Origin of the sequence: Roseibium sp. SCP14, assembly GCF_040329475.1 — a bacterium.
Lineage (GTDB): Bacteria > Pseudomonadota > Alphaproteobacteria > Rhizobiales > Stappiaceae > Roseibium.
Map to the genome: position 1 here is coordinate 562,436 of NZ_JBDZYH010000004.1, position 17,841 is coordinate 580,276.

General features: G+C 55.6%; 21 protein-coding genes. 10 read left to right on the forward strand and 11 right to left on the reverse strand.

All coding sequences use genetic code 11. From position 1 onward, the window contains the following. Positions 1 to 297: 297 nt before the first annotated feature. From ABLQ08_RS19635 to ABLQ08_RS19645, 3 genes are read left to right on the forward strand one after another with little or no spacing between them, the layout of a single operon-like run. Complete coding sequence (locus tag ABLQ08_RS19635; RefSeq protein WP_352945380.1) at positions 298 to 2,310, forward strand: methylmalonyl-CoA mutase family protein; 2,013 nt, start codon at positions 298 to 300, stop codon at positions 2,308 to 2,310. Then, positions 2,307 to 4,472, forward strand: a complete 2,166-nt coding sequence (gene scpA, locus ABLQ08_RS19640) for a methylmalonyl-CoA mutase (RefSeq protein ID WP_352945382.1) — start codon at positions 2,307 to 2,309, stop codon at positions 4,470 to 4,472. Before ABLQ08_RS19635 ends, scpA begins: the two co-directional genes overlap by 4 nt. Positions 4,473 to 4,505: 33 nt before the next feature. Continuing rightward, a complete protein-coding gene (locus tag ABLQ08_RS19645; protein ID WP_352945384.1) occupies positions 4,506 to 4,925 on the forward strand; it encodes a GFA family protein in 420 nt (139 codons plus the stop codon). 40 nt (positions 4,926 to 4,965) lie between these two features. Here ABLQ08_RS19645 and ABLQ08_RS19650 read toward each other — a convergent pair whose 3' ends face one another. The 4 genes from ABLQ08_RS19650 to ABLQ08_RS19665 all read right to left on the reverse strand — a co-directional run bounded on the left by ABLQ08_RS19650 (position 4,966) and on the right by ABLQ08_RS19665 (position 6,806). Then, positions 4,966 to 5,271: a hypothetical protein gene (locus tag ABLQ08_RS19650; RefSeq protein WP_352945385.1), complete on the reverse strand. Its 306-nt coding sequence runs from the start codon at positions 5,269 to 5,271 to the stop codon at positions 4,966 to 4,968. Between the two features lie 117 nt (positions 5,272 to 5,388). Beyond that, complete coding sequence (locus ABLQ08_RS19655; protein WP_352945387.1) at positions 5,389 to 5,610, reverse strand: helix-turn-helix domain-containing protein; 222 nt, start codon at positions 5,608 to 5,610, stop codon at positions 5,389 to 5,391. A gap of 9 nt (positions 5,611 to 5,619) precedes the next feature. After that, positions 5,620 to 6,201 carry a DUF2975 domain-containing protein gene (locus ABLQ08_RS19660; protein ID WP_352945389.1) on the reverse strand — a complete coding sequence of 194 codons (582 nt, stop codon included), beginning with the start codon at positions 6,199 to 6,201 and terminating at the stop codon, positions 5,620 to 5,622. A 23-nt stretch (positions 6,202 to 6,224) separates the two neighbouring features. Then, positions 6,225 to 6,806: a DUF2975 domain-containing protein gene (locus tag ABLQ08_RS19665; protein ID WP_352945391.1), complete on the reverse strand. Its 582-nt coding sequence runs from the start codon at positions 6,804 to 6,806 to the stop codon at positions 6,225 to 6,227. Between the two features lie 265 nt (positions 6,807 to 7,071). On the opposite strand from ABLQ08_RS19665, the gene ABLQ08_RS19670 reads away from it, so the two are divergent. Continuing rightward, a complete protein-coding gene (locus ABLQ08_RS19670) occupies positions 7,072 to 7,749 on the forward strand; it encodes an outer membrane protein (RefSeq protein ID WP_352945393.1) in 678 nt (225 codons plus the stop codon). Between the two features lie 75 nt (positions 7,750 to 7,824). Here the strand turns inward: ABLQ08_RS19670 and ABLQ08_RS19675 are convergent, their stop codons facing one another. Continuing rightward, positions 7,825 to 8,487 carry a haloacid dehalogenase type II gene (locus ABLQ08_RS19675; protein ID WP_352945395.1) on the reverse strand — a complete coding sequence of 221 codons (663 nt, stop codon included), beginning with the start codon at positions 8,485 to 8,487 and terminating at the stop codon, positions 7,825 to 7,827. Between the two features lie 244 nt (positions 8,488 to 8,731). Further along, the gene (locus ABLQ08_RS19680) at positions 8,732 to 9,166 is read right to left on the reverse strand and encodes a VOC family protein (RefSeq protein ID WP_352945397.1); all 435 of its coding nucleotides are present in this window, start codon (positions 9,164 to 9,166) and stop codon (positions 8,732 to 8,734) included. A gap of 399 nt (positions 9,167 to 9,565) precedes the next feature. On the opposite strand from ABLQ08_RS19680, the gene ABLQ08_RS19685 reads away from it, so the two are divergent. After that, positions 9,566 to 10,423: a branched-chain amino acid aminotransferase gene (locus tag ABLQ08_RS19685; RefSeq protein WP_352945399.1), complete on the forward strand. Its 858-nt coding sequence runs from the start codon at positions 9,566 to 9,568 to the stop codon at positions 10,421 to 10,423. 14 nt (positions 10,424 to 10,437) lie between these two features. On the opposite strand, the gene ABLQ08_RS19690 is transcribed toward ABLQ08_RS19685, so the two are convergent. Both ABLQ08_RS19690 and ABLQ08_RS19695 read right to left on the reverse strand, forming a co-directional pair. After that, entirely contained in the window at positions 10,438 to 11,610 is a 1,173-nt protein-coding gene (locus ABLQ08_RS19690) for a YbfB/YjiJ family MFS transporter (RefSeq protein ID WP_352945401.1), read from the reverse strand. A 229-nt stretch (positions 11,611 to 11,839) separates the two neighbouring features. Next, positions 11,840 to 12,220, reverse strand: coding sequence for a DUF1761 domain-containing protein (locus tag ABLQ08_RS19695; protein WP_352945403.1), 381 nt, complete (start codon positions 12,218 to 12,220; stop codon positions 11,840 to 11,842). 624 nt (positions 12,221 to 12,844) lie between these two features. On the opposite strand from ABLQ08_RS19695, the gene ABLQ08_RS19700 reads away from it, so the two are divergent. The 5 genes from ABLQ08_RS19700 to ABLQ08_RS19720 all read left to right on the forward strand — a co-directional run bounded on the left by ABLQ08_RS19700 (position 12,845) and on the right by ABLQ08_RS19720 (position 16,614). Further along, positions 12,845 to 13,708 (forward strand): DUF6159 family protein, encoded by an 864-nt coding sequence (locus tag ABLQ08_RS19700; protein ID WP_352945405.1) that lies wholly within the window; start codon positions 12,845 to 12,847, stop codon positions 13,706 to 13,708. Positions 13,709 to 13,845: 137 nt separating this feature from the next. Further along, on the forward strand, positions 13,846 to 14,448 hold the full coding sequence (locus tag ABLQ08_RS19705) for a superoxide dismutase (protein ID WP_352945407.1): 603 nt from the start codon (positions 13,846 to 13,848) through the stop codon (positions 14,446 to 14,448). Between the two features lie 201 nt (positions 14,449 to 14,649). Continuing rightward, entirely contained in the window at positions 14,650 to 15,111 is a 462-nt protein-coding gene (locus ABLQ08_RS19710; RefSeq protein ID WP_352945409.1) for a c-type cytochrome, read from the forward strand. A 48-nt stretch (positions 15,112 to 15,159) separates the two neighbouring features. Then, the gene (locus ABLQ08_RS19715; protein WP_352945411.1) at positions 15,160 to 16,089 is read left to right on the forward strand and encodes a cytochrome c; all 930 of its coding nucleotides are present in this window, start codon (positions 15,160 to 15,162) and stop codon (positions 16,087 to 16,089) included. 30 nt (positions 16,090 to 16,119) lie between these two features. After that, positions 16,120 to 16,614 (forward strand): GNAT family N-acetyltransferase, encoded by a 495-nt coding sequence (locus ABLQ08_RS19720; protein WP_352945412.1) that lies wholly within the window; start codon positions 16,120 to 16,122, stop codon positions 16,612 to 16,614. Between the two features lie 212 nt (positions 16,615 to 16,826). Here the strand turns inward: ABLQ08_RS19720 and ABLQ08_RS19725 are convergent, their stop codons facing one another. Genes ABLQ08_RS19725 through ABLQ08_RS19735 form a run of 3 tightly spaced genes read right to left on the reverse strand, consistent with a single transcriptional unit; the run spans position 16,827 to position 17,756 of the window. Then, the gene (locus ABLQ08_RS19725) at positions 16,827 to 17,201 is read right to left on the reverse strand and encodes a RidA family protein (protein WP_352945414.1); all 375 of its coding nucleotides are present in this window, start codon (positions 17,199 to 17,201) and stop codon (positions 16,827 to 16,829) included. 17 nt (positions 17,202 to 17,218) lie between these two features. After that, complete coding sequence (locus tag ABLQ08_RS19730; protein ID WP_352945416.1) at positions 17,219 to 17,461, reverse strand: DUF2798 domain-containing protein; 243 nt, start codon at positions 17,459 to 17,461, stop codon at positions 17,219 to 17,221. Beyond that, on the reverse strand, positions 17,445 to 17,756 hold the full coding sequence (locus ABLQ08_RS19735; RefSeq protein ID WP_352945418.1) for a putative quinol monooxygenase: 312 nt from the start codon (positions 17,754 to 17,756) through the stop codon (positions 17,445 to 17,447). Before ABLQ08_RS19735 ends, ABLQ08_RS19730 begins: the two co-directional genes overlap by 17 nt. Between the last annotated feature and the right edge of the window lie 85 nt (positions 17,757 to 17,841).

Consider the following 17,841-nt stretch of genomic DNA (forward strand, 5'->3'; position numbering starts at 1 on the left):
GAATTTCCCATGCGTCAGCACATATACGCTACAATACAATTGTAGATCGTACCAATAGGGAAAACTGGCAAAATTGACAAATTGCGCCAGAAAATTGACATATTGCAGCCTGATTTCAACATTTGAGCCGATAGAATTTGCATATGCATTTTCTGTGAAACACCTGTTCTGATTCTCCGATACCGTTTGCAGACAGGCGATCTGGATGAAGAGCAGTCGGCCAATACTTACCCTTTGTGCTGAGTTGCCAACCTTTGCGGCCAGGGACTAAAACGAGGCTCAAGGGAGACGATTGCAATGCCGCTCAGTTTTACTGGATCCGAAAGCTTCTACTCTGCCGACGAAGAGGCATGGTGGGCGTCCGTTGACAAAGCCCTGAAGGGTGCTTCGAGACAGAGACTCTTTGGAGCAACCGACGACGGCCTGGAAATTGCGCCGCTTTACGGGCGGCGGACCGACACGCCTGCTCAGATGCTGCGCGCGGGGAAGCAGGATTGGTCCATTGTCCAGAGAATTGACATTGCCGATCCTTCCCGGGCCAACGAGCAATTGCTTGATGACCTGGAAGGTGGTGCAAGTGGTGCCGAGCTGGTGTTTTCAGGCGCAGCGCCGGCACACGGGTTCGGCGTCAGGGTGGATAACATCAACGCCCTGGAAAAACTGTTCAACGGCGTTCAGCTCAACCTGATTGATCTCAGGATCGAGGCGGGCCAGGGAACTCTCGAAGCATTGGGTCTGGTTGCGGCCTATCTGGAAAGGCAGGGGGGTGACCCGGCAACCGTCAGTCTCGTTGCGGGGGTCGATCCCTACAGCGCATCCGCGTTCTCGAAAAAGTCTTCCATTGGTGAGGTGATGAGGCTGAATGAGATCCGGGATACCGTGACGGCTTTGGAAAGTCTTGGCAGCTCCGCCAGACTTCTGCAAGCCGACGGCCGGGTATGGCACAATGCGGGAGCTACTCCGGCACAGGAGCTTGCGCTGGTTCTGGCGTCTGCCGCAGCTCATCTGCGCACACTGGAAGAAGCCGGTCTTCAGCCGGAGGACTGGGCCAGCAGAATCTCGATGTGCCTTATCGCTGACGCAGACCAGTTCGGAACAATCGCGAAGGCCAGGGCGATCAGAGCGCTATGGTCATGTGTTCTCGACGGTGCAGGGCTGGCGCAGACTCCTGCCCAATTGCACATGTCGACGTCCTACCGGATGCTGACCCGCAGGGACCCCTGGGTTAACCTGCTTCGCAATACGGTCGCAACATTTGCTGCAGGTGTCGGGGGCGCCGACAGTATCTGCGTTCTGCCGCATACGCTCGCAGTTGGTCTTCCCGACGAGTCAGCCCGCAGGCTTGCGCGCAATACCCAGTCAATTCTGCTGGAGGAAAGCAGTCTCTCGAAGGTGATGGATCCTGCTGCCGGGTCCGGGGCCATTGAGGACAGAACCGGAAAACTGTGTGATGCTGCCTGGAATTTCTTCCAGGAAATTGAAGCTGCAGGTGGCATCGCGGCGGCTTTGCGCAAGGGGCTGGTGCAAGAACGTATCAGCGATGCCAGTGCTCAGCTCGACCGGCACGTTGCGCACAGAAAACGGCCGATAACCGGCGTTAGCGAGTTTCCGGATCTGTCGGAAACAGGGGTGAAGGTCTTGAGCGGTGAGGCAAACGAAATGGTGTGCCTGCCGTCTTCTGAAAATGATCTTCCCGAGCCGGGCGACGGGCAATGGTTCAATGCCTTGCGGAGTTCGGCGTTGGATGGAAAAACACTGCTGGAGTTTTCGGGTATCGAAGGCGTGGCATCTGAAGATGGGGTCCTGCGTGGATCTACCGTCCAGCGTATTGCCGAGCCGTTCGAAAACCTGCGGTCTGCTGCGGAAAAGTTCGAGCAGGATACCGACAGCACCCCGACAGTGTTCCTCGCAACACTTGGAACTCTCGCGCAATTCACGGCCCGGGCAACCTGGACGGCGAATGCGTTCGCAGCAGGAGGGTTCAAGACCGTCGGGGCAGCGGTTTATGAAACGCATGAAGACCTGATTTCAGCGTTCAAGCAAAGCGGTGCGGTGCTTGCCTGCCTCGTTTCGACCGACGACGTTTACGAAGCGGAAGCCGAAGCCGTTGCCAGGTTGTTGAAACAAGCCGGGGCAACACATCTTTATCTCGCCGGAAAGCCCGGTGAGCGGGATGTGGCGAATGCAGAGGCGGGAGTCGACACTTTCGTGTTTGCGGGCTGTAATCTGCTTGATCTGCTGGAAGATGCCCATGTCCGTCTGAACGAGGCGCAAGCCGCCGAACAATCTGGTCAGGAGGTCCTAAAATGAGCAGGATCCCGAATTTCTCCAACAAACCTTTCCGTAATTTCCTGAGAGAGGCGGAAGCGGGCTCAGCGGCGAGCTGGCAGACACCGGAAGATATTGAGGTTCCACCGGTCTACAGGTCCGAAGATCTGGAGGGGTTGACGCACCTGGAGACGTGGCCGGGCCTGCCGCCTTTCATGCGCGGCCCGTACCCGACCATGTATGTTCAGCAGCCCTGGACTGTTCGCCAGTATGCGGGTTTTTCGACGGCCGAAGATTCCAATGCATTCTACCGCCGCAATCTTGCAGCGGGGCAAAAGGGTCTGTCCGTCGCCTTCGATCTGGCGACCCACAGAGGTTATGACGGCGATCATCCGCGTGTTGCCGGCGATGTCGGCATGGCCGGGGTCGCGATCGACTCGATCTATGACATGCGTACGCTCTTTTCCGGCATTCCGCTGGACAAGATGAGTGTCTCCATGACCATGAATGGAGCGGTGCTGCCGATCCTGGCCCTCTATATTGTGGCTGCGGAAGAGCAGGGCGTTGCCCAGAAAGACCTGTCGGGCACCATTCAGAACGACATTCTGAAGGAGTTCATGGTCCGCAACACCTATATCTACCCGCCTGAGCACTCCATGCGGATCATCTCGGATATCTTCAAATACACATCCGAGAATATGCCGCGCTTCAATTCGATCTCGATTTCCGGCTACCACATGCAGGAAGCCGGGGCGACGGCGGATCTGGAACTTGCCTACACCATCGCCGACGGCATCGAATATGCCCGCGCAGGTGTGGCTGCAGGTCTGGATATCGACCAGTTCGCGCCGCGCCTGTCGTTCTTCTGGGCGATTGGCATGAACTTCTTCATGGAAGTTGCCAAGCTGCGGGCCGCGCGCCTGATCTGGGCGACCCTGATGCAGGAGAACTTCCAACCGAAAAATCCGAAATCGCTGTCCTTGAGGACGCATTCGCAAACATCGGGCTGGTCGCTGACCGCGCAGGACGTTTTCAACAACGTCATTCGCACATGTGTCGAAGCCATGGCCGCAACGCAGGGGCATACCCAGTCGCTGCACACAAATGCGCTCGATGAAGCTCTGGCATTGCCGACCGACTTCTCAGCGCGCATTGCCCGAAACACGCAATTGTTCCTGCAACAGGAAAGCGGTACCACCAAAGTCATCGATCCTTGGGGCGGTTCCTATTATGTCGAGAAACTGACCTCGGACCTTGCCGAGAAGGCAATGGCCCATATCCGCGAAGTGGAAGAGCTTGGTGGAATGGCGAAGGCCATTGAAAAAGGCATACCGAAGCTGCGTATCGAAGAGGCTGCTGCCAAGACGCAAGCGCGGATCGATAGCGGTGCTCAGACAGTTGTCGGCGTCAACAAGTTCAAGCCGGACAGCGAAGAGGCAATCGACGTCCTGAAAGTGGACAATGCGCAGGTTCGGGCCGCGCAGATCGACAAGCTGAAGCGCCTGCGCGAAGAGCGTGATGAGAGCGAGACGCAGGCCGCGCTCGACGCCCTGACCAAGTGCGCCGAGACAGGAGATGGCAACCTGCTGGATCTTTCCGTCAAGGCGGCGCGTGCAAAAGCGACCGTCGGTGAGATATCATTGGCGATGGAAAAGGTGTTTGATCGCCACAAGGCGGAAATCAAATCGATCTCCGGGGTCTACAAACGGGAAGCAGGTGGCATGTCCGGAGCCATGGAAAAGGTTCAGAAACTGGTTGAGGCCTTTGAAGACAACGATGGCCGACGGCCGCGTATCCTCGTTGCCAAGATGGGGCAGGACGGACACGACCGCGGCCAGAAGGTGATTGCATCGGCCTTTGCCGATCTCGGTTTCGACGTCGATATCGGTCCGCTTTTTCAGACACCGGAAGAAGCTGCGCGGCAGGCGGTTGAAAACGACGTCCATGTGGTCGGTGTCTCGTCGCTGGCCGCCGGTCACCTGACGCTGGTTCCGGCCCTCAAGAAGGCGCTGGCAGATGAGGGGCGTGAGGACATTATGATCGTCGTCGGCGGAGTTGTTCCGCCGCAGGATTATGACGAGCTCTACCAATCCGGTGCAGCGGCGATCTTCCCGCCGGGAACAGTCATTGCAGAAGCCGCCATCGGCTTGATCGGCAAGTTGAACGAGCAGCTGGGCTACGGTTCTGCGGAGGCTGCTGAGTAAAGTCTTCCGATAGCATAACTACGGAGCGGAATATTGACGAATAGACTGACAGGTGGCTGCCTCTGCGAAGCCGTTCGATATGTCTGCTCCGCGCCGCCTGTCAGAACAGTCCATTGTTACTGCAAGGATTGCCGCAAGATCGGTGGAACCGGGCACGCGACGCACACGGTTTTTCCGGAAGAGGCATTTGAAGTCAGTGGAAGAGTGACGGAATTTGTGAAGAATGCCGATAGCGGCAATTCGATCGAGCGCCGTTTCTGTCCTCAATGCGGCAGTGCGATTTTTCATACGAGAGAAGGTTTGGAAGGGTTCGTCGTCGTCAGAGCATCGTCCTTGGATGATCCGGAGAGCGTCAGGCCTGAACTTGCCGTTTTTGTCTCGCGCGCTGTTTCCTGGGATCATGTCGACAGGGGACTGGTCTGTCACGAGGAAATGTTACCGCCTTCCAAGTGAGGCTTGATGCTTCCTGGTCTCTGTATGGGCGTTGGTATTGTCAGTCCCGCGACGCCTGGCTCAAGGGCACGGGCAGCTCCAGATATTCGCTGAAAAGGTAAGGCCCCATGCGCCAGCGGATCTGTGCGAGCGTATAGGTGAGGTCCTTGTCGTCCTGGATGAAAACCGTTTCCGGAACCGTCTGATCCTCGTCCTGCAGAACGATGCCGGTGTTACCGTTTTCAAGGTCGTAGAGCGTGCACTCGCAGACCGGCTTCTCCTGCAGATCCAGCAGTTTGCCGGTTCGAAAGCGGGCTCTTGAAGCGGGCGAGGGCCGTTCGTCGAAATAGGGTTTCTTGAGTGCCATGGCCGCCAGGTCGCCTGTTCTTGCTGTATCGTCCGGATTATCGGTGCAGCAGTAGATTGGCTGGCTTGCGCCGGGCTGGAGTGCCTAAGCAGAAGTCAGGGACAAAGAGCGCGTGAGTTAGCTGTCGGCATCCTTGTCCGGTTCGTAGATCAGAATGTCGCCTGGCTGGCAGTCCAGCACTTCGCAGATCTTTTCCAGCGTTTCAAAACGGACACCTTTCACCTTTCCGGATTTTAGCAGGGAGACATTTTGCTCCGTGATGCCAATTCGCTCGGCGAGTTCCTTCGACCGCATTTTGCGGCGTGCGAGCATGACGTCCAGTTCGATGATGATGGGCATGGCGGGTCGCTATATTATCTGTCGGTTTTCTTCTGCGAGCGAAGCAGCCTCGCGCATGACCCAGCCGAGCAACACCATCAGTGTCCCGAGAATCATGCAAAATATTTCCCCACCATCAGCGCTAACGTCAACAACCCTTTGGCCTTCCGGGTAGTCCATTGTGGCGATGAGTGTAGAGACGGGAACGCTGGCAAAGTCGAAAATTGCGTATGAGATGAGCCAAATTCCCAAAGACGCCATGGTGTCCAGAGTTCTTCCGGCAAAAAACTCTGCGTTCTGGATACGCTCGAATAGACACCGCAAGGCCCGCAAAGCTCCCGTCAATAGGGATAGCGAAACGATGAGCAGGACCGTCAGTGATCCACGTTGAGCCAACGAAAGCTCTGAAAGAGTTCTCTCCTGGTTGTCAATTGAAACAGGGTTGTCGCCGATAAGGGGCACAAAGGCGGGAAAAATCACGGCAAGCACCAGAAGAACCGAAAGCGGAACCAGGGCAACAAGGCAGACAGATGCCATCCATTTCATTGCCTTTGCGCTGCGCTGTATATGCTGAAGACGCTTGCCAGGGCGCAATGAGAAGTCAGCTGTCACGTATCTATCTCCGTAACCGGGGTTCATACGAATTGGCGGTTTTCGTCAGCGATCAATGCAGCTTCCCGAAGGATCCAGCCGAGCAGCAGCATCAGGGCTCCCAGAACCAGGCAGAATATCTCGGCGCCGTCCAAAGTGACCTCGACCAGTCGCTCACCGGGAGGAAAGTCGTAAGTCAGGATGACTGATCCGATAGGGTCGCTGATCAGGTCGAATATCGCGAAAACAATCAGCCAGACACCGATCGAGATGACATTGGCCAGCGTTTTGGGAGAAAAGAACTCCATGGCCTGAAACCGCTTGAACACCTGACGGATGTTCCAGACGGCCAGCGAAAGAAGGGCGACCGCAATGCCGAAAAGGGCTGCAATGCCGAGCCTCTGGAGATAAGGAACCTCGTCCAGACGACGTTCAACTTCCGCAAAATCAATCGTTTCGCCCGGTGAAAACAGAAGGTCTGTTGGCAAGGCCAGTTCGACAAGAACCAGGCCGCCAAGCAGAAGAATGATCACAAGGACCAGCGACACAACCCACTTCATGAATGCAGACAGATTGCGAATTCGGGTGAGCCGTTTTTCTCGGTTGGTCCATTCAAGTTCGCTCATGGGTTACTCCACTCATCCGTCTTCAATGGCAGCGTGTCTACTGCATCTGCATGAAGAGTGCAAACTCGAAATACTGCTATTGACAAAAAAATTATCGTGTTCATTTTTAAAATTATCGTTTAACAATAATAAATGACTGTTGTGATGCGGTAATCAAACTCAGGATGAGGTGAGAGTGTTTATGGTAAGTCCTTTTGCCAATTATGATTTTTTTGCTTCGGCAACACGCACAGGCGCCGCGAAGGCCGTCGGACGGAAGACGGTCATGCGGGGACTTCGCCGGCACTGGTTTCTAGAGCCACTGATCCTGTGCGGTGTTCTCGCCGTGCTGCTTTCGGGAGCGCATGCTGCTGACCAGAGATCATATGGAGAACCTGATTTCGTTCCCGTTGCGGCTCCTGCTTCACTTTGGGCCGGACCGTATTTAGGTTTTGAAGCAGGCCCCTCTCAGACGGTGACCGATGTGAAGGCAAACGGCAGATCGAAAGATCTGTCCCGCGTCGATGCCGCGTTTGGATTGTTTGGCGGTTACAACTGGGATGTCTCGCGTATCGTGCTTGGTGTTGAAGGAGCGGCGACCTATCTCGGTGGGCGCGAAAGGAGCAAACACCCAACGCTTGGCACCGTGGAGACCGGCGCGAAATGGACCGTCAATGCCAAGGCGCGAGCCGGACTGCCGTTGGGCAGTTTCATGCCTTATCTGAGTGTTGGAGTGGCTGCGACGGAACACAGTCTGAAGGCCAACGGCAAAGAGAAATCGTCTGTTTCTCTCGGCCCGGTTGTCGGTGGCGGTCTGGAAGTTGCCGTTCAGGAGAACTGGCGGGTTCGAGCGGACTATTCGCTGTCGGGCATCGTCGACGATAGATCGAAATTCAGCGGAACCACCATTAGCCGGAATTCGGGAAACCATCGTATCATGCTGGGTATTTCCAGAGCGTTTTAGCCGATCCGGCAGTTGCCCTTGAACGCTCTGCCAACGGATTGCCGCTGGCAGAGCATATTCATTTCTGAACCGGATTTAGCCCAATTTCGTGAGACCGGTGAGATCCGCCAACACGGCTTTGGGGGCGAGATCCGGATATTCGTCCGGCATGCCGGTTCTGTTCATCCACACGGTGCGGAAGCCGAAAGCGGCGGCTCCGGCAATGTCCCATCGGTTTGAAGACTGGAAGGAGACTTCTTCCGGGTAGATCCGGAAGTGTGTGGTCACCATCTCGTAAACCTGAGGGTCGGTCTTGAAGGTGCGCAGCTCGTCGACCGAGAAAATCTCATCGAAGAGCTCCGTCAACCCGGCTGCCTTTGCGGCTGCCTCCAGCATTTTGGGAGAGCCGTTGGAAAGGATCGCAATCTTGGCGCCCGTGGCCTTGAGCGTTGTCAGGACCTGCGGCACTTCCGGGTAACAATCCAGTGTCCAATAGGCATTCAAGAGATCATCGCGCAGGGATTTGTCCGCCGACGGGACCAGGGCAAAAGCCGTGTCGAGGCCCTGTTCCGTCAGTTCCCAGAAATCCTTGTAGCGCCCCATCAGGGCGCGGACCCAAGAATATTCCAGCTGCTTTTCGCGCCAGAGCGAGGAAAGCCTCTGGGCGTCCGGACCAAGCTTGGCTGCGTGCTTGCGTACGGCCGCGTGTACATCGAACAAGGTTCCATACGCATCAAACACAAAGGCAGCATATGCCATTTCCGGCCTCCTTAGCCTGCTCAGTGGGCAAGAGTTAAACAGTCAGGACATGTCGTTTCTGTCCATGAAACTGGGTTTGCCCGTGTATCTCTCGTGATAGAGCAACTGCACTCGATCCGATTTATCGCAAACGATACCGTCCCGATCGGAAGTCACTCTGGGGTTGCGGAAGAGAACCCCGCGGCAGACCGTGCGTCAAGCGCTGTTGACTGCGACAAAGGTCGCATCCAGCCATCTTTTTACACTATTGAGCCGGTGGCAACGTGATTGAGCCGTCTTCTTCTAAGGTCCAGAAGGGATTATGGGCAATTTCCAGGAGATGGCCGCCGGGGACCTCCACATAGGAAGAATATCCGCCCCAGAACGCTTTTTCCGGTTCTTTGACGGCAGCGGCGCCTGCCGACACCGCCTTGGCAAACATTTCGTCGACTTCCGCTTTCGATCGGGCGTTCCAGGCAAGTGTGATTGCGCCGGTCGTTTCATGCGTCACATCGCGGCCGATCTCCTTGGCAAGTGCGTCGCGGTTGTAAAGCGCGAAAACACTTCCGACGATCTGAAAGAACACCACTTCAGGTGAGGGGGAGGCATTTACGGTCCATCCAAGCCCCTCTTCAAAAAAACGTCTGGCTTCTGCAACGTCAGGCACTGCAAGCGTTGTCATTGAGATGCGCTGTTCCATATCGATTTTCCTGTATTTGAAAAGAACATATAGTGAACAAAAATGGTTGATTGTCAATCACCGCCTTGCTGGAAGGAACGTCGTTTTATTCAATCTTGTCCGCATGGCAAAGCGAATGAGAAACGGTTCGTTTTGTTTGAGGCCAAACATTACTGCAGTGTGGCCTTGAAGAAGGATTTTCCGTGCAATTGCCGTGCAAGTCCCAACTTACAAAACATCTTTGAAAGAATATTCCTGATTCTGTCGCTATTCGAACGGAACGATCTCGGAATCGGTCGTAATGGAGAAGAAAGACGGCAACTTTCCTCAAAGTTCTGGTAAGCTATTGACCCAAGGAAACAGCCGGTGTTGTGTCGGCGGAACGAACTGCCGGACAGCAGCGACGAAGAGGGACAACTTATGAGCGGATTGAGTGATACCTGGACCTGGATCGATGGAGCCTGGCACGAGGGTAATCCGCCTATCATGGGCCCGCGAACGCATGCTTCCTGGCTCGGATCGAGCGTGTTCGATGGTGGCCGTTTCTTCGAAGGCGTCATGCCCGACATCGATTTGCACTGCAAACGTGTGAACGATTCCGCCGTGGCCCTTGGCATGAAGCCGACAATGCAGGTTGGCGAGATGATCGAGCTGACCAAGGAAGGTTGTGAAAAGTTTGGCAGCCACCAGCAGATCTACATCAAGCCGATGTACTGGATCGAAGGGGATGGCCACGGCATCATAACCGGTGATCCGGAAACGACCCGCTTCTGCCTGTGCCTCTTCGATGCGCCGATGGCGCCAAAAGATACCGCGTCGAGCATCACGCTTTCTCCCTACAGGCGTCCGACCATGGAGTGCATGCCTGTCAATGCGAAGGCAGGATGCCTATACCCGAACAATGCCCGTGCCATGCTGGAAGCCAAGTCTCGAGGCTTTGACAATGCGGTCGTCAGAGACATGGTTGGAAACGTTGCCGAACTGACATCGGCCAACATCTTCATGGCCAAGGACGGTAAGGTGCATACTCCGGCTCCAAACGGCACTTTCCTGAACGGCATCACCCGTCAACGCGTCATCCAGCTGCTCGACTCAGCCGGCTACGAAGTGTTCGAACGGACAATGCACTATGACGAGTTCCTGGAGGCTGACGAGATTTTCTCAACCGGCAACTACAACAAGGTGACCCCGGTCAAGCGCATTGAAGAACGCGATCTGCAACCAGGTCCGATCGCGGCACGGGCACGCGATCTTTACTGGGACTTCTCCCACTCCTGATTTTCGAAGCGAATTTATCGCACAACCAGAGCCGCAGCGACGAGTAGTGCTGCGGCTGCGGCCAGTGACGGGGCTTCGAAGGACCCTGTCACTGCATGCAGGTTACCCGCAAACCAGGGCCCGATGACCTGTCCAAGGCCGAAGCTGGCGGTCATGACCGCCAACATCTGGCGTACTGACGCTGGCCCACCCGCATCCGCAAGACGGCGCGCCTCGATCAAACCAAGGGCGGTAATGCCCATGAATGTCAGGCCGAGCAACGCGGATCCCAGCAAAAACACCATGGGTTCGGTGCTGAGCACCGTCAGGGCGACACCGCCGGCTTCCAGGACACAGGCAATGGCAAAGGCCTTGCGCGCCCCGGCAGCGCTCGCAACCTTGTTCCAGATGTAGATAGAGGGCGCGGCGCACAGTCCGACCGCCAGCCAGACATATTGTTCCGTCGGCTGAAGGGCCGGGATGGATCTCGCGATTGCCGATACGAATGTTGCGGTGATGACGTAGCCGAAGCCGAACAGGCCATATGCAAGGATCAGGCGTATCAGGCTGCCGTTGATCAGCTTCGGCGGCTCGCTGTCGTGCCGCGAGTCGTTCTCAGCAGCGGCGGCCGCCTTGGTCAGCGGCGGAACGAGCCAGGCGGCAAATGCCATGAAGATGAATGTTGCGATGGCGCTGACGATCCAGAGAGTTTGCCAGCTTGTTGAATAAAACGCCGTGCCGCTGATCAGAAGCGCCGAAAAGGCTATGCCGCAACCAACACCGCCGAAATGGACTGCTGACAGGTTTCCGCGCCCTGCAGCATTCAGTCGCTCCAGCACCAAAGTTGTTGAAAACACGAGTACAAAGGCGCTGGCGATCCCGCTGACAAAACGAATGAGCAGAAACAAAGAAAGCGTGGAGGTGGCTGCCATCGCTGCGCTTGTGACGGCGCTGACCAGCAGACCTGCCAGGAACCAGTGACGGGGATTGCCCGGAAGAGATCTTGCAGCCCCGGCAAGCGCGCCGACGAGGTAGCCGAGAAAGTTGGCGGATGCGATCAGGCCTGCATCATCGGCGGGCAGCTTCAGCCCCTCGGTCATAAAGGGGAGGATCGGAGTGTAGACGAACCGCCCGATGCCCATGGCGGCCGCCAGCGAAAAAAGTCCGCCTAGGGCAAGTGCGATCGGGGCACGGTCCTGTGTTGGCATGCGAACCTCTTTCGGAGCGAGAATGCTGGCTGGAAAAACACCAGAACGGGGAGGGTGGCCGGTTGTTTCAACCCTGCCACGCATTGGCAGGATTGTCACCGGTAAAGCCGACGAGATGTTGAGCCAATCGAGACGGGCATTTTGCACGGCTCCTCTCGTCCTGGCAAAGGCCAAATGAACAAACCCGCCGGGAGACTGTCCCGGCGGGCAATCTCATGGGACGGGATTTCTAGAGGATGCCTTGTGCCGCGATCATCAGAATGCCCGCGCCGATTATGTAACCGGCATCGATTGTCAGAGCGGCCCTGGACTTGCCGCAGAAGGCGCCATTGGAAATCGTCAGACTGGCAGCGGCCAAAATGGCAAGAATAGCCGCGAACAGGGCATTGATGGTTGCCGTCACGCCGATCACCGTTGCCAGAAAGAACAGGCCGGCGATCTGCAGTAGCATTGCGCCCATGGGTGGACGGCTGTCGGCGGTAAGTTCGACGCCTGATCCTTCAGCCCATGCCTTGGCAAAGAGCATCGGGGAATAGACGAGCCACCCGAATAGAAAAGCCACAACTGTTCCAGCTACAACTGCAATCCAGTTCACGTTTGCAAATTCCATGTCTTGCCTCCCTTCAATCCACCAGGGCTCCGGTGCGCTTGCTATCCGACACGAAGCCTGAATGGAATTGTCATTCAACCAATTGGATGAATTATCAGTACGGTGATAAATAGTCAACTGTTTGGTTGAGTTTAATGCTCGGAGCACGACATAACGGTCGTGCATTTGCATGGTGCCGAGGGGGAGGAGAGGTTTTAGAATCAGTGGTTTATGGAGGTATGTTCGCTGATTGATTCAGTCACGTGCCGAATGTACCGACTAGCGTTCATCACAGGGCTCTCTCAAAGACAGAACCGTGCTTGGTTCGGACCACCGATATGTTGAACGACCGCGGGTTGGGAAATGCTTATGCAGGGTGAACTCGCCGAGGAGGGGGGTGGGTGAAATATTATTCATTTTCAAAGTTGTCTTCTTGTGAGTGTTGTTCAGGGTAACTATGTTGCGGTAGGTAAAGTCGAGCATCTTTTCTGATGTTTTGCTTGAAGTCATGTGTCATTTAGCCAATCCAAGATGCGTGGTTCTGCGATTTTTCCGAATTCTACAATTCCGGCTGCATCTCGTTTGCTTCTCTAGCTCTCTGTCCTTGAGGTCAGGGCTCGGGATGCCATGCTCAGGAGGCTGATTGTGTTTGAGAAGATCGAAAGGGCTTTCACTTACGCCGCCGCTAGCTGGAAGGTGTTGATGCTCGACAAGGAAATGCTGCTGTTTCCAATCATGAGCGGAGCCGCTTTAGCCGGAATTTTTGCCAGTGGCGCATGGGTGGTCTACTCGTCGCCCACGTTGCAGGGCTTGTTTCAGGCCATGCTGGAACAGACACAATCCGATCAGTCTCCGGTTCTTTGGGCGCTGGTCTTCGTGCTCTTTTTCGTCAGTTATTTCATCATGATCTTCTTCAATGCCGGTCTGCTGAGCTGCGCATTGATCCGGTTCGGCGGAGGCAATCCAACAATCAAGGATGGTCTTCGCTCCGCATTGCGCAGATTACCTCAAATTCTGGTCTGGGCGTTCGTGACGGCCACAGTCGGCTGGCTTCTGCAGATCCTGGAAAGTCGGATGCGGGGTGTTGGGAAGGTGTTTGTCGATCTGCTCGGCGCAGGTTGGGCGGTTGCCACTTACTTTGTCGTGCCGATCCTGGTGGTTGACGGGACAGGGCCGGTCGCAGCGGTCAAACGTTCGGTCGTGGCAATCCGGAAGACCTGGGGCGAGGCGTTGGTTGGCTATGTCGGACTGGGTATCCTGAATCTGGGTGCCTCCTTGCTGGCGCTTCCTTTGCTGTTTTGGGGAGTGTCCGAGTTTGATGACAACCCGGCGCTGGGCGGTGGTCTTCTGGCCTCCGGGGCTGCAATCATGTTGGTCAGCGCTCTGTTTGTAACCACGCTCAGTGCCATTCTGAGAGCCGCGCTTTTCATCTATGCGAGGGATGGTCAGGTGCCAGATTGCTTCGAAGGAAAGTTGATCCGGAGCGCTTTCAGGCCGGAGGAGATTTAAAAAAATAAGAAAAAATTTCTTTATTTTGGGTTTCGGTGCTTGCCGTCCGGGCCCGGCAATCCTATTTTGCCGCTCGACACGGCCCTTCGGGCCTTTGGTCCAGACCGCCGGTCAATGACCTTTTTGAGGAGTTTGTCATGTCTTTCGAATTGCCTGACCTGCCGTATGCATATGATGCGCTGGCCCCTTACATGTCTGCTGAAACACTTGAGTTTCACCATGACAAGCACCACCAGGCCTATGTCACCAAGGGCAACGAACTGCTTGCAGGCAGTGGCCTTGAAGGCAAGTCCCTGGAAGAGATCGTAAAGGAGAGCTACGGCAAGAACGCACCGCTCTTCAACAATGCCGGTCAGCACTACAACCACATCCATTTCTGGAAGTGGATGAAGAAGGATGGCGGCGGCACCTCCCTGCCGGGCGCAATCGCTTCTGCCATCGACAGTGACCTCGGTGGTTTCGACAAGTTCCGTGCGGACTTCATTGCTGCAGGTATCGGCCAGTTCGGCTCCGGCTGGGCATGGCTTGCCGTCAAGGACGGCAAACTGGAAATCATGAAGACACCGAACGGCGAGAATCCGCTCGTTCATGGTGCAACACCGGTCCTCGGGTGTGATGTCTGGGAACACTCCTACTACATCGACTACCGCAATGCGCGTCCGAAGTATCTGGAAGCTTTTGTCGACAACATGGTCAATTGGGACTATGTGCTTGAGCTTTACGAAGCTGCAGTAAAATAAGACATTTCATAGTCTTATGATGAAAACCCCGGTCCGGAAGGGCCGGGGTTTTTTATGTCCGGGATCTCGCCGCAACAATTGATTCCGGCGGCGTCGATCGTCGATCACGGGAGCGTGATTTTATTATCCTGCCAATTCTGGGCTGTACTCTTTCTGGTGCCTAGCGCGCCGTCTGATGCGTGAATCGAGAGGGAGAGGGTCATGCGAATTCTCGGGAGAGTTGTGTCTACTGCTCTGATTACAGGGTTGGGTCTGGCTGGAGTTGCGGCGCAGGCCGCTGAAGACCCGGTCGCAACGCGGCAGGCCATCATGTCCTCCGTTGGTGCGGCGGCAGGTCTTGGCGGCGGAATGATGAAGGGGGAAATCGACTACAACCCGGTTGCGGGCAAGTCGGTGATCGCAACGATGCGTGCAGCCTCGATTGCCTATGGTGATTACTTCCCGGCCGGATCGGATCAGGGCGAAACGGATGCGACGGCCAAGATCTGGGAGGACCCGGACGGCTTTGCCGCTGAACTTGCGAAGTTCTCGGCTGCGACCGAAAAGGCAACCGCTGCCTCCGGAAAAGATGGCCCGGCGGATGTCGATGCCTTCAAGGCAGCCATGGGGCCTGTTTTTGGCACTTGCAAATCGTGCCACGAGACTTACCGTAAGAAGAACTGACCGGTATTACACCGAACATCTGTGACGCTACATTCTGGAGAGGCCCCCATGAAAAAGGCATTGATTGTCCTTTTTGTGCTTGCTGTTGTGGCAGCCGGCACGGCATGGGGGCTATCCGCTCCAACACAAATCAGTGCCCAGGAAGCTGCCACCCTGAAAGAGGGCGATGCCGAAAAGGGCGAGCTTGTGTTCTGGGCCGGTGGCTGTGCCTCCTGTCATGCGGCGAAGGGCGCAAAAAGGGAGGATCTGCTTAAGCTCGGTGGCGGTCTCAGGCTTGAAACACCTTTCGGTGTGTTTGTAGCGCCGAATATCTCGTCAAGCGAGACAGATGGCATCGGCAGCTGGTCGCTTGTCGATTTCGCAAATGCCATGACCCACGGCACATCTCCAAGCGGTGAAAACTACTATCCGGCATTTCCGTACACCTCTTATGCCCGGATGACAGAAGGTGATTTGGGCGACCTCTATGCATTCATGAAGAGCTTGCCGAAGGTTGAGGGCAAAGCCGCCGATCATGAACTCGGATTTCCATTCAACATGCGCCGGGGCCTCGGTCTCTGGAAACGTCTGTTCCTCGATCCGGCTCCGGTAATTGCGTCTCCTGTTTCCGACGGCGAAGTCGATCAGGCGATTTGGGATCGTGGTCGTTACCTTGTAGAGGGTCCGGGACATTGCGGCGAGTGCCATACGGAACGCGATATTGCAGGTGGGCTCGTTCTGTCCAGATGGCTGGGAGGTGCCCCTGCGCCAACCGGCGACGGAAGGATCCCCGATATCACGCCGGTTGAGGGCGGGTTCGGCAGCTGGAGTGCTGCGGATATCGCCTATTACCTGGAAAGCGGTTTTACGCCGGACTACGATTCCGTTGGCGGAGAAATGGTTCATGTTCAGGAGAACATGGCACGGCTTCCGGCAAGCGACCGCGACGCGATTGCAGCCTATCTGAAGGCAATTCCCGCGATCGCACCCAGCAACTAACCGTATTCAACATCAGGCTTTTTGGTTTTCATGTCCTCTCAAACCGGATTTGTGATCGCTCCTGTTGAAACCAGCGATGAGCTTGAGATCGTCAAAACGCTGTTCCGCGCTTATGTCGACTGGCTGGACATCGACCTTTCTTATCAGGGGTTTGAAGAAGAACTGCGCGCGATGCCGGGCAAGTACTCACCTCCGGAGGGAGCTCTGTTCCTTGCGAAGGATGGCAATGGAAATGTTCTCGGCTGTGTCGGATTGCGCCGGTTTGATGAGCGCGGCACATGCGAAATGAAACGGCTCTACGTGTTGCCCGAAGGGCGGGGGCTGGGTGTTGGAGGTGCGCTGGTTGACCATATTGTCGATACGGCCATTCTTGCCGGGTATTCGTCGATGGTGCTGGACACTCTTCCGACGATGACCGGGGCCATCAAACTCTATACGGCAGCGGGGTTCGAAGAGATTGACGCTTACTACGAGACACCGGTTGAAGAGACGTTGTTCTTTCGCAAGATGCTCACCGAAGACTGAGGCCTCAACCAGACCTGAGCGAGACAAAACAAAACCACCTGTACGTCAGGTGGTTGAGTTCTGTTTATTACAGGACGTATTGTCCGAGCACAATTGTAAGCTTGTTATTTAGTGCTTGAAGTAAAATTGTACCCTATTTTTCTTACCGGGTATTTTGAGAGAATTACCTAGTTTCTAGTAGCTCGTGTCAATTCTTCTTTACCCTCTGGTGATCAGAGCGCAAATATCCCTTCGATCTCGACACGGAGCTCCGGTGAGAACAGACCGGAGATCAATACCAGGGAACTGGCGGGAATCGCATCGCCGTAGCGTGATTGGGCGGCTTCGCGGATCCCTGGAATGTCGGCAGGATCACTGACGAACACAGTCACTTTCAGAAGGTCGGTCAGGCCTTTTCCATATTGCCGGGCAATGAACTCCAGCTGATCCAATACGGCATGCGTTTGCTCGTATGCCGTGCCGTTCTGAGCGTCTGTCCCGAAGGCCGTAAAGCCCGAAGTGTATAGCGTGTTGTCATGTCTGACGGCATGGGTGTAGGGGCCGACTGGCAGGCCGAGTTGCTCAAAGTTCTGACGAGTTAAGGTCATGTCTGCTCCGGTGAAGTTTAAGGCAAGCGCCGTGAAATCAATGTGGCTGTTCTTTGCACGGCCGGACCCAGGAAGAAGGCAATGACTGCCGCAGCCGGCCAGGCGAGACGAAAGGCGGCCATCCATTGCTGCAGGAAGGTTTCGCTCCATCCAAGGTTGATGAATGTCACCCAGCAGGACATGAAGAAAGATAAGCCGAGCGACATCAGGAAAGTGGCGATCAACCGGTGTTTCATCCGGCGCTCACGCTGCCTGCTCATCGGCAGACATGCCGATCTCTCCGAGTTCCTCTATGTAATTCACGCGGGTCAGGTTTTGCGCGAGATAGGTCTTTGTGTGCTCCATCTCGAAGTGATCGCTCAAGGCCTGCCGGTCCGTCCAGCATTCCCACAGGGTGAATTTGCTCGGTTCCTTCAAATTCTGCCGGATCTCAAAAAGCAGGCAGCCGGGTTCGCCCTGTGTTTGCTCTGCAAGCAGCCGCAATCCCTTTTCTGCTTTTTGAAGATCCGCGCCGTCCTGAAGTTCGATGCAGGCACTGATGTAATGATTGGGCATTGGAAGATCCGTCCGTGGTTGATGTTGCACGGAAGGTCTATTTATTCCAGAAAATAGAATCTATATCTAATGTCGGATACTTAAA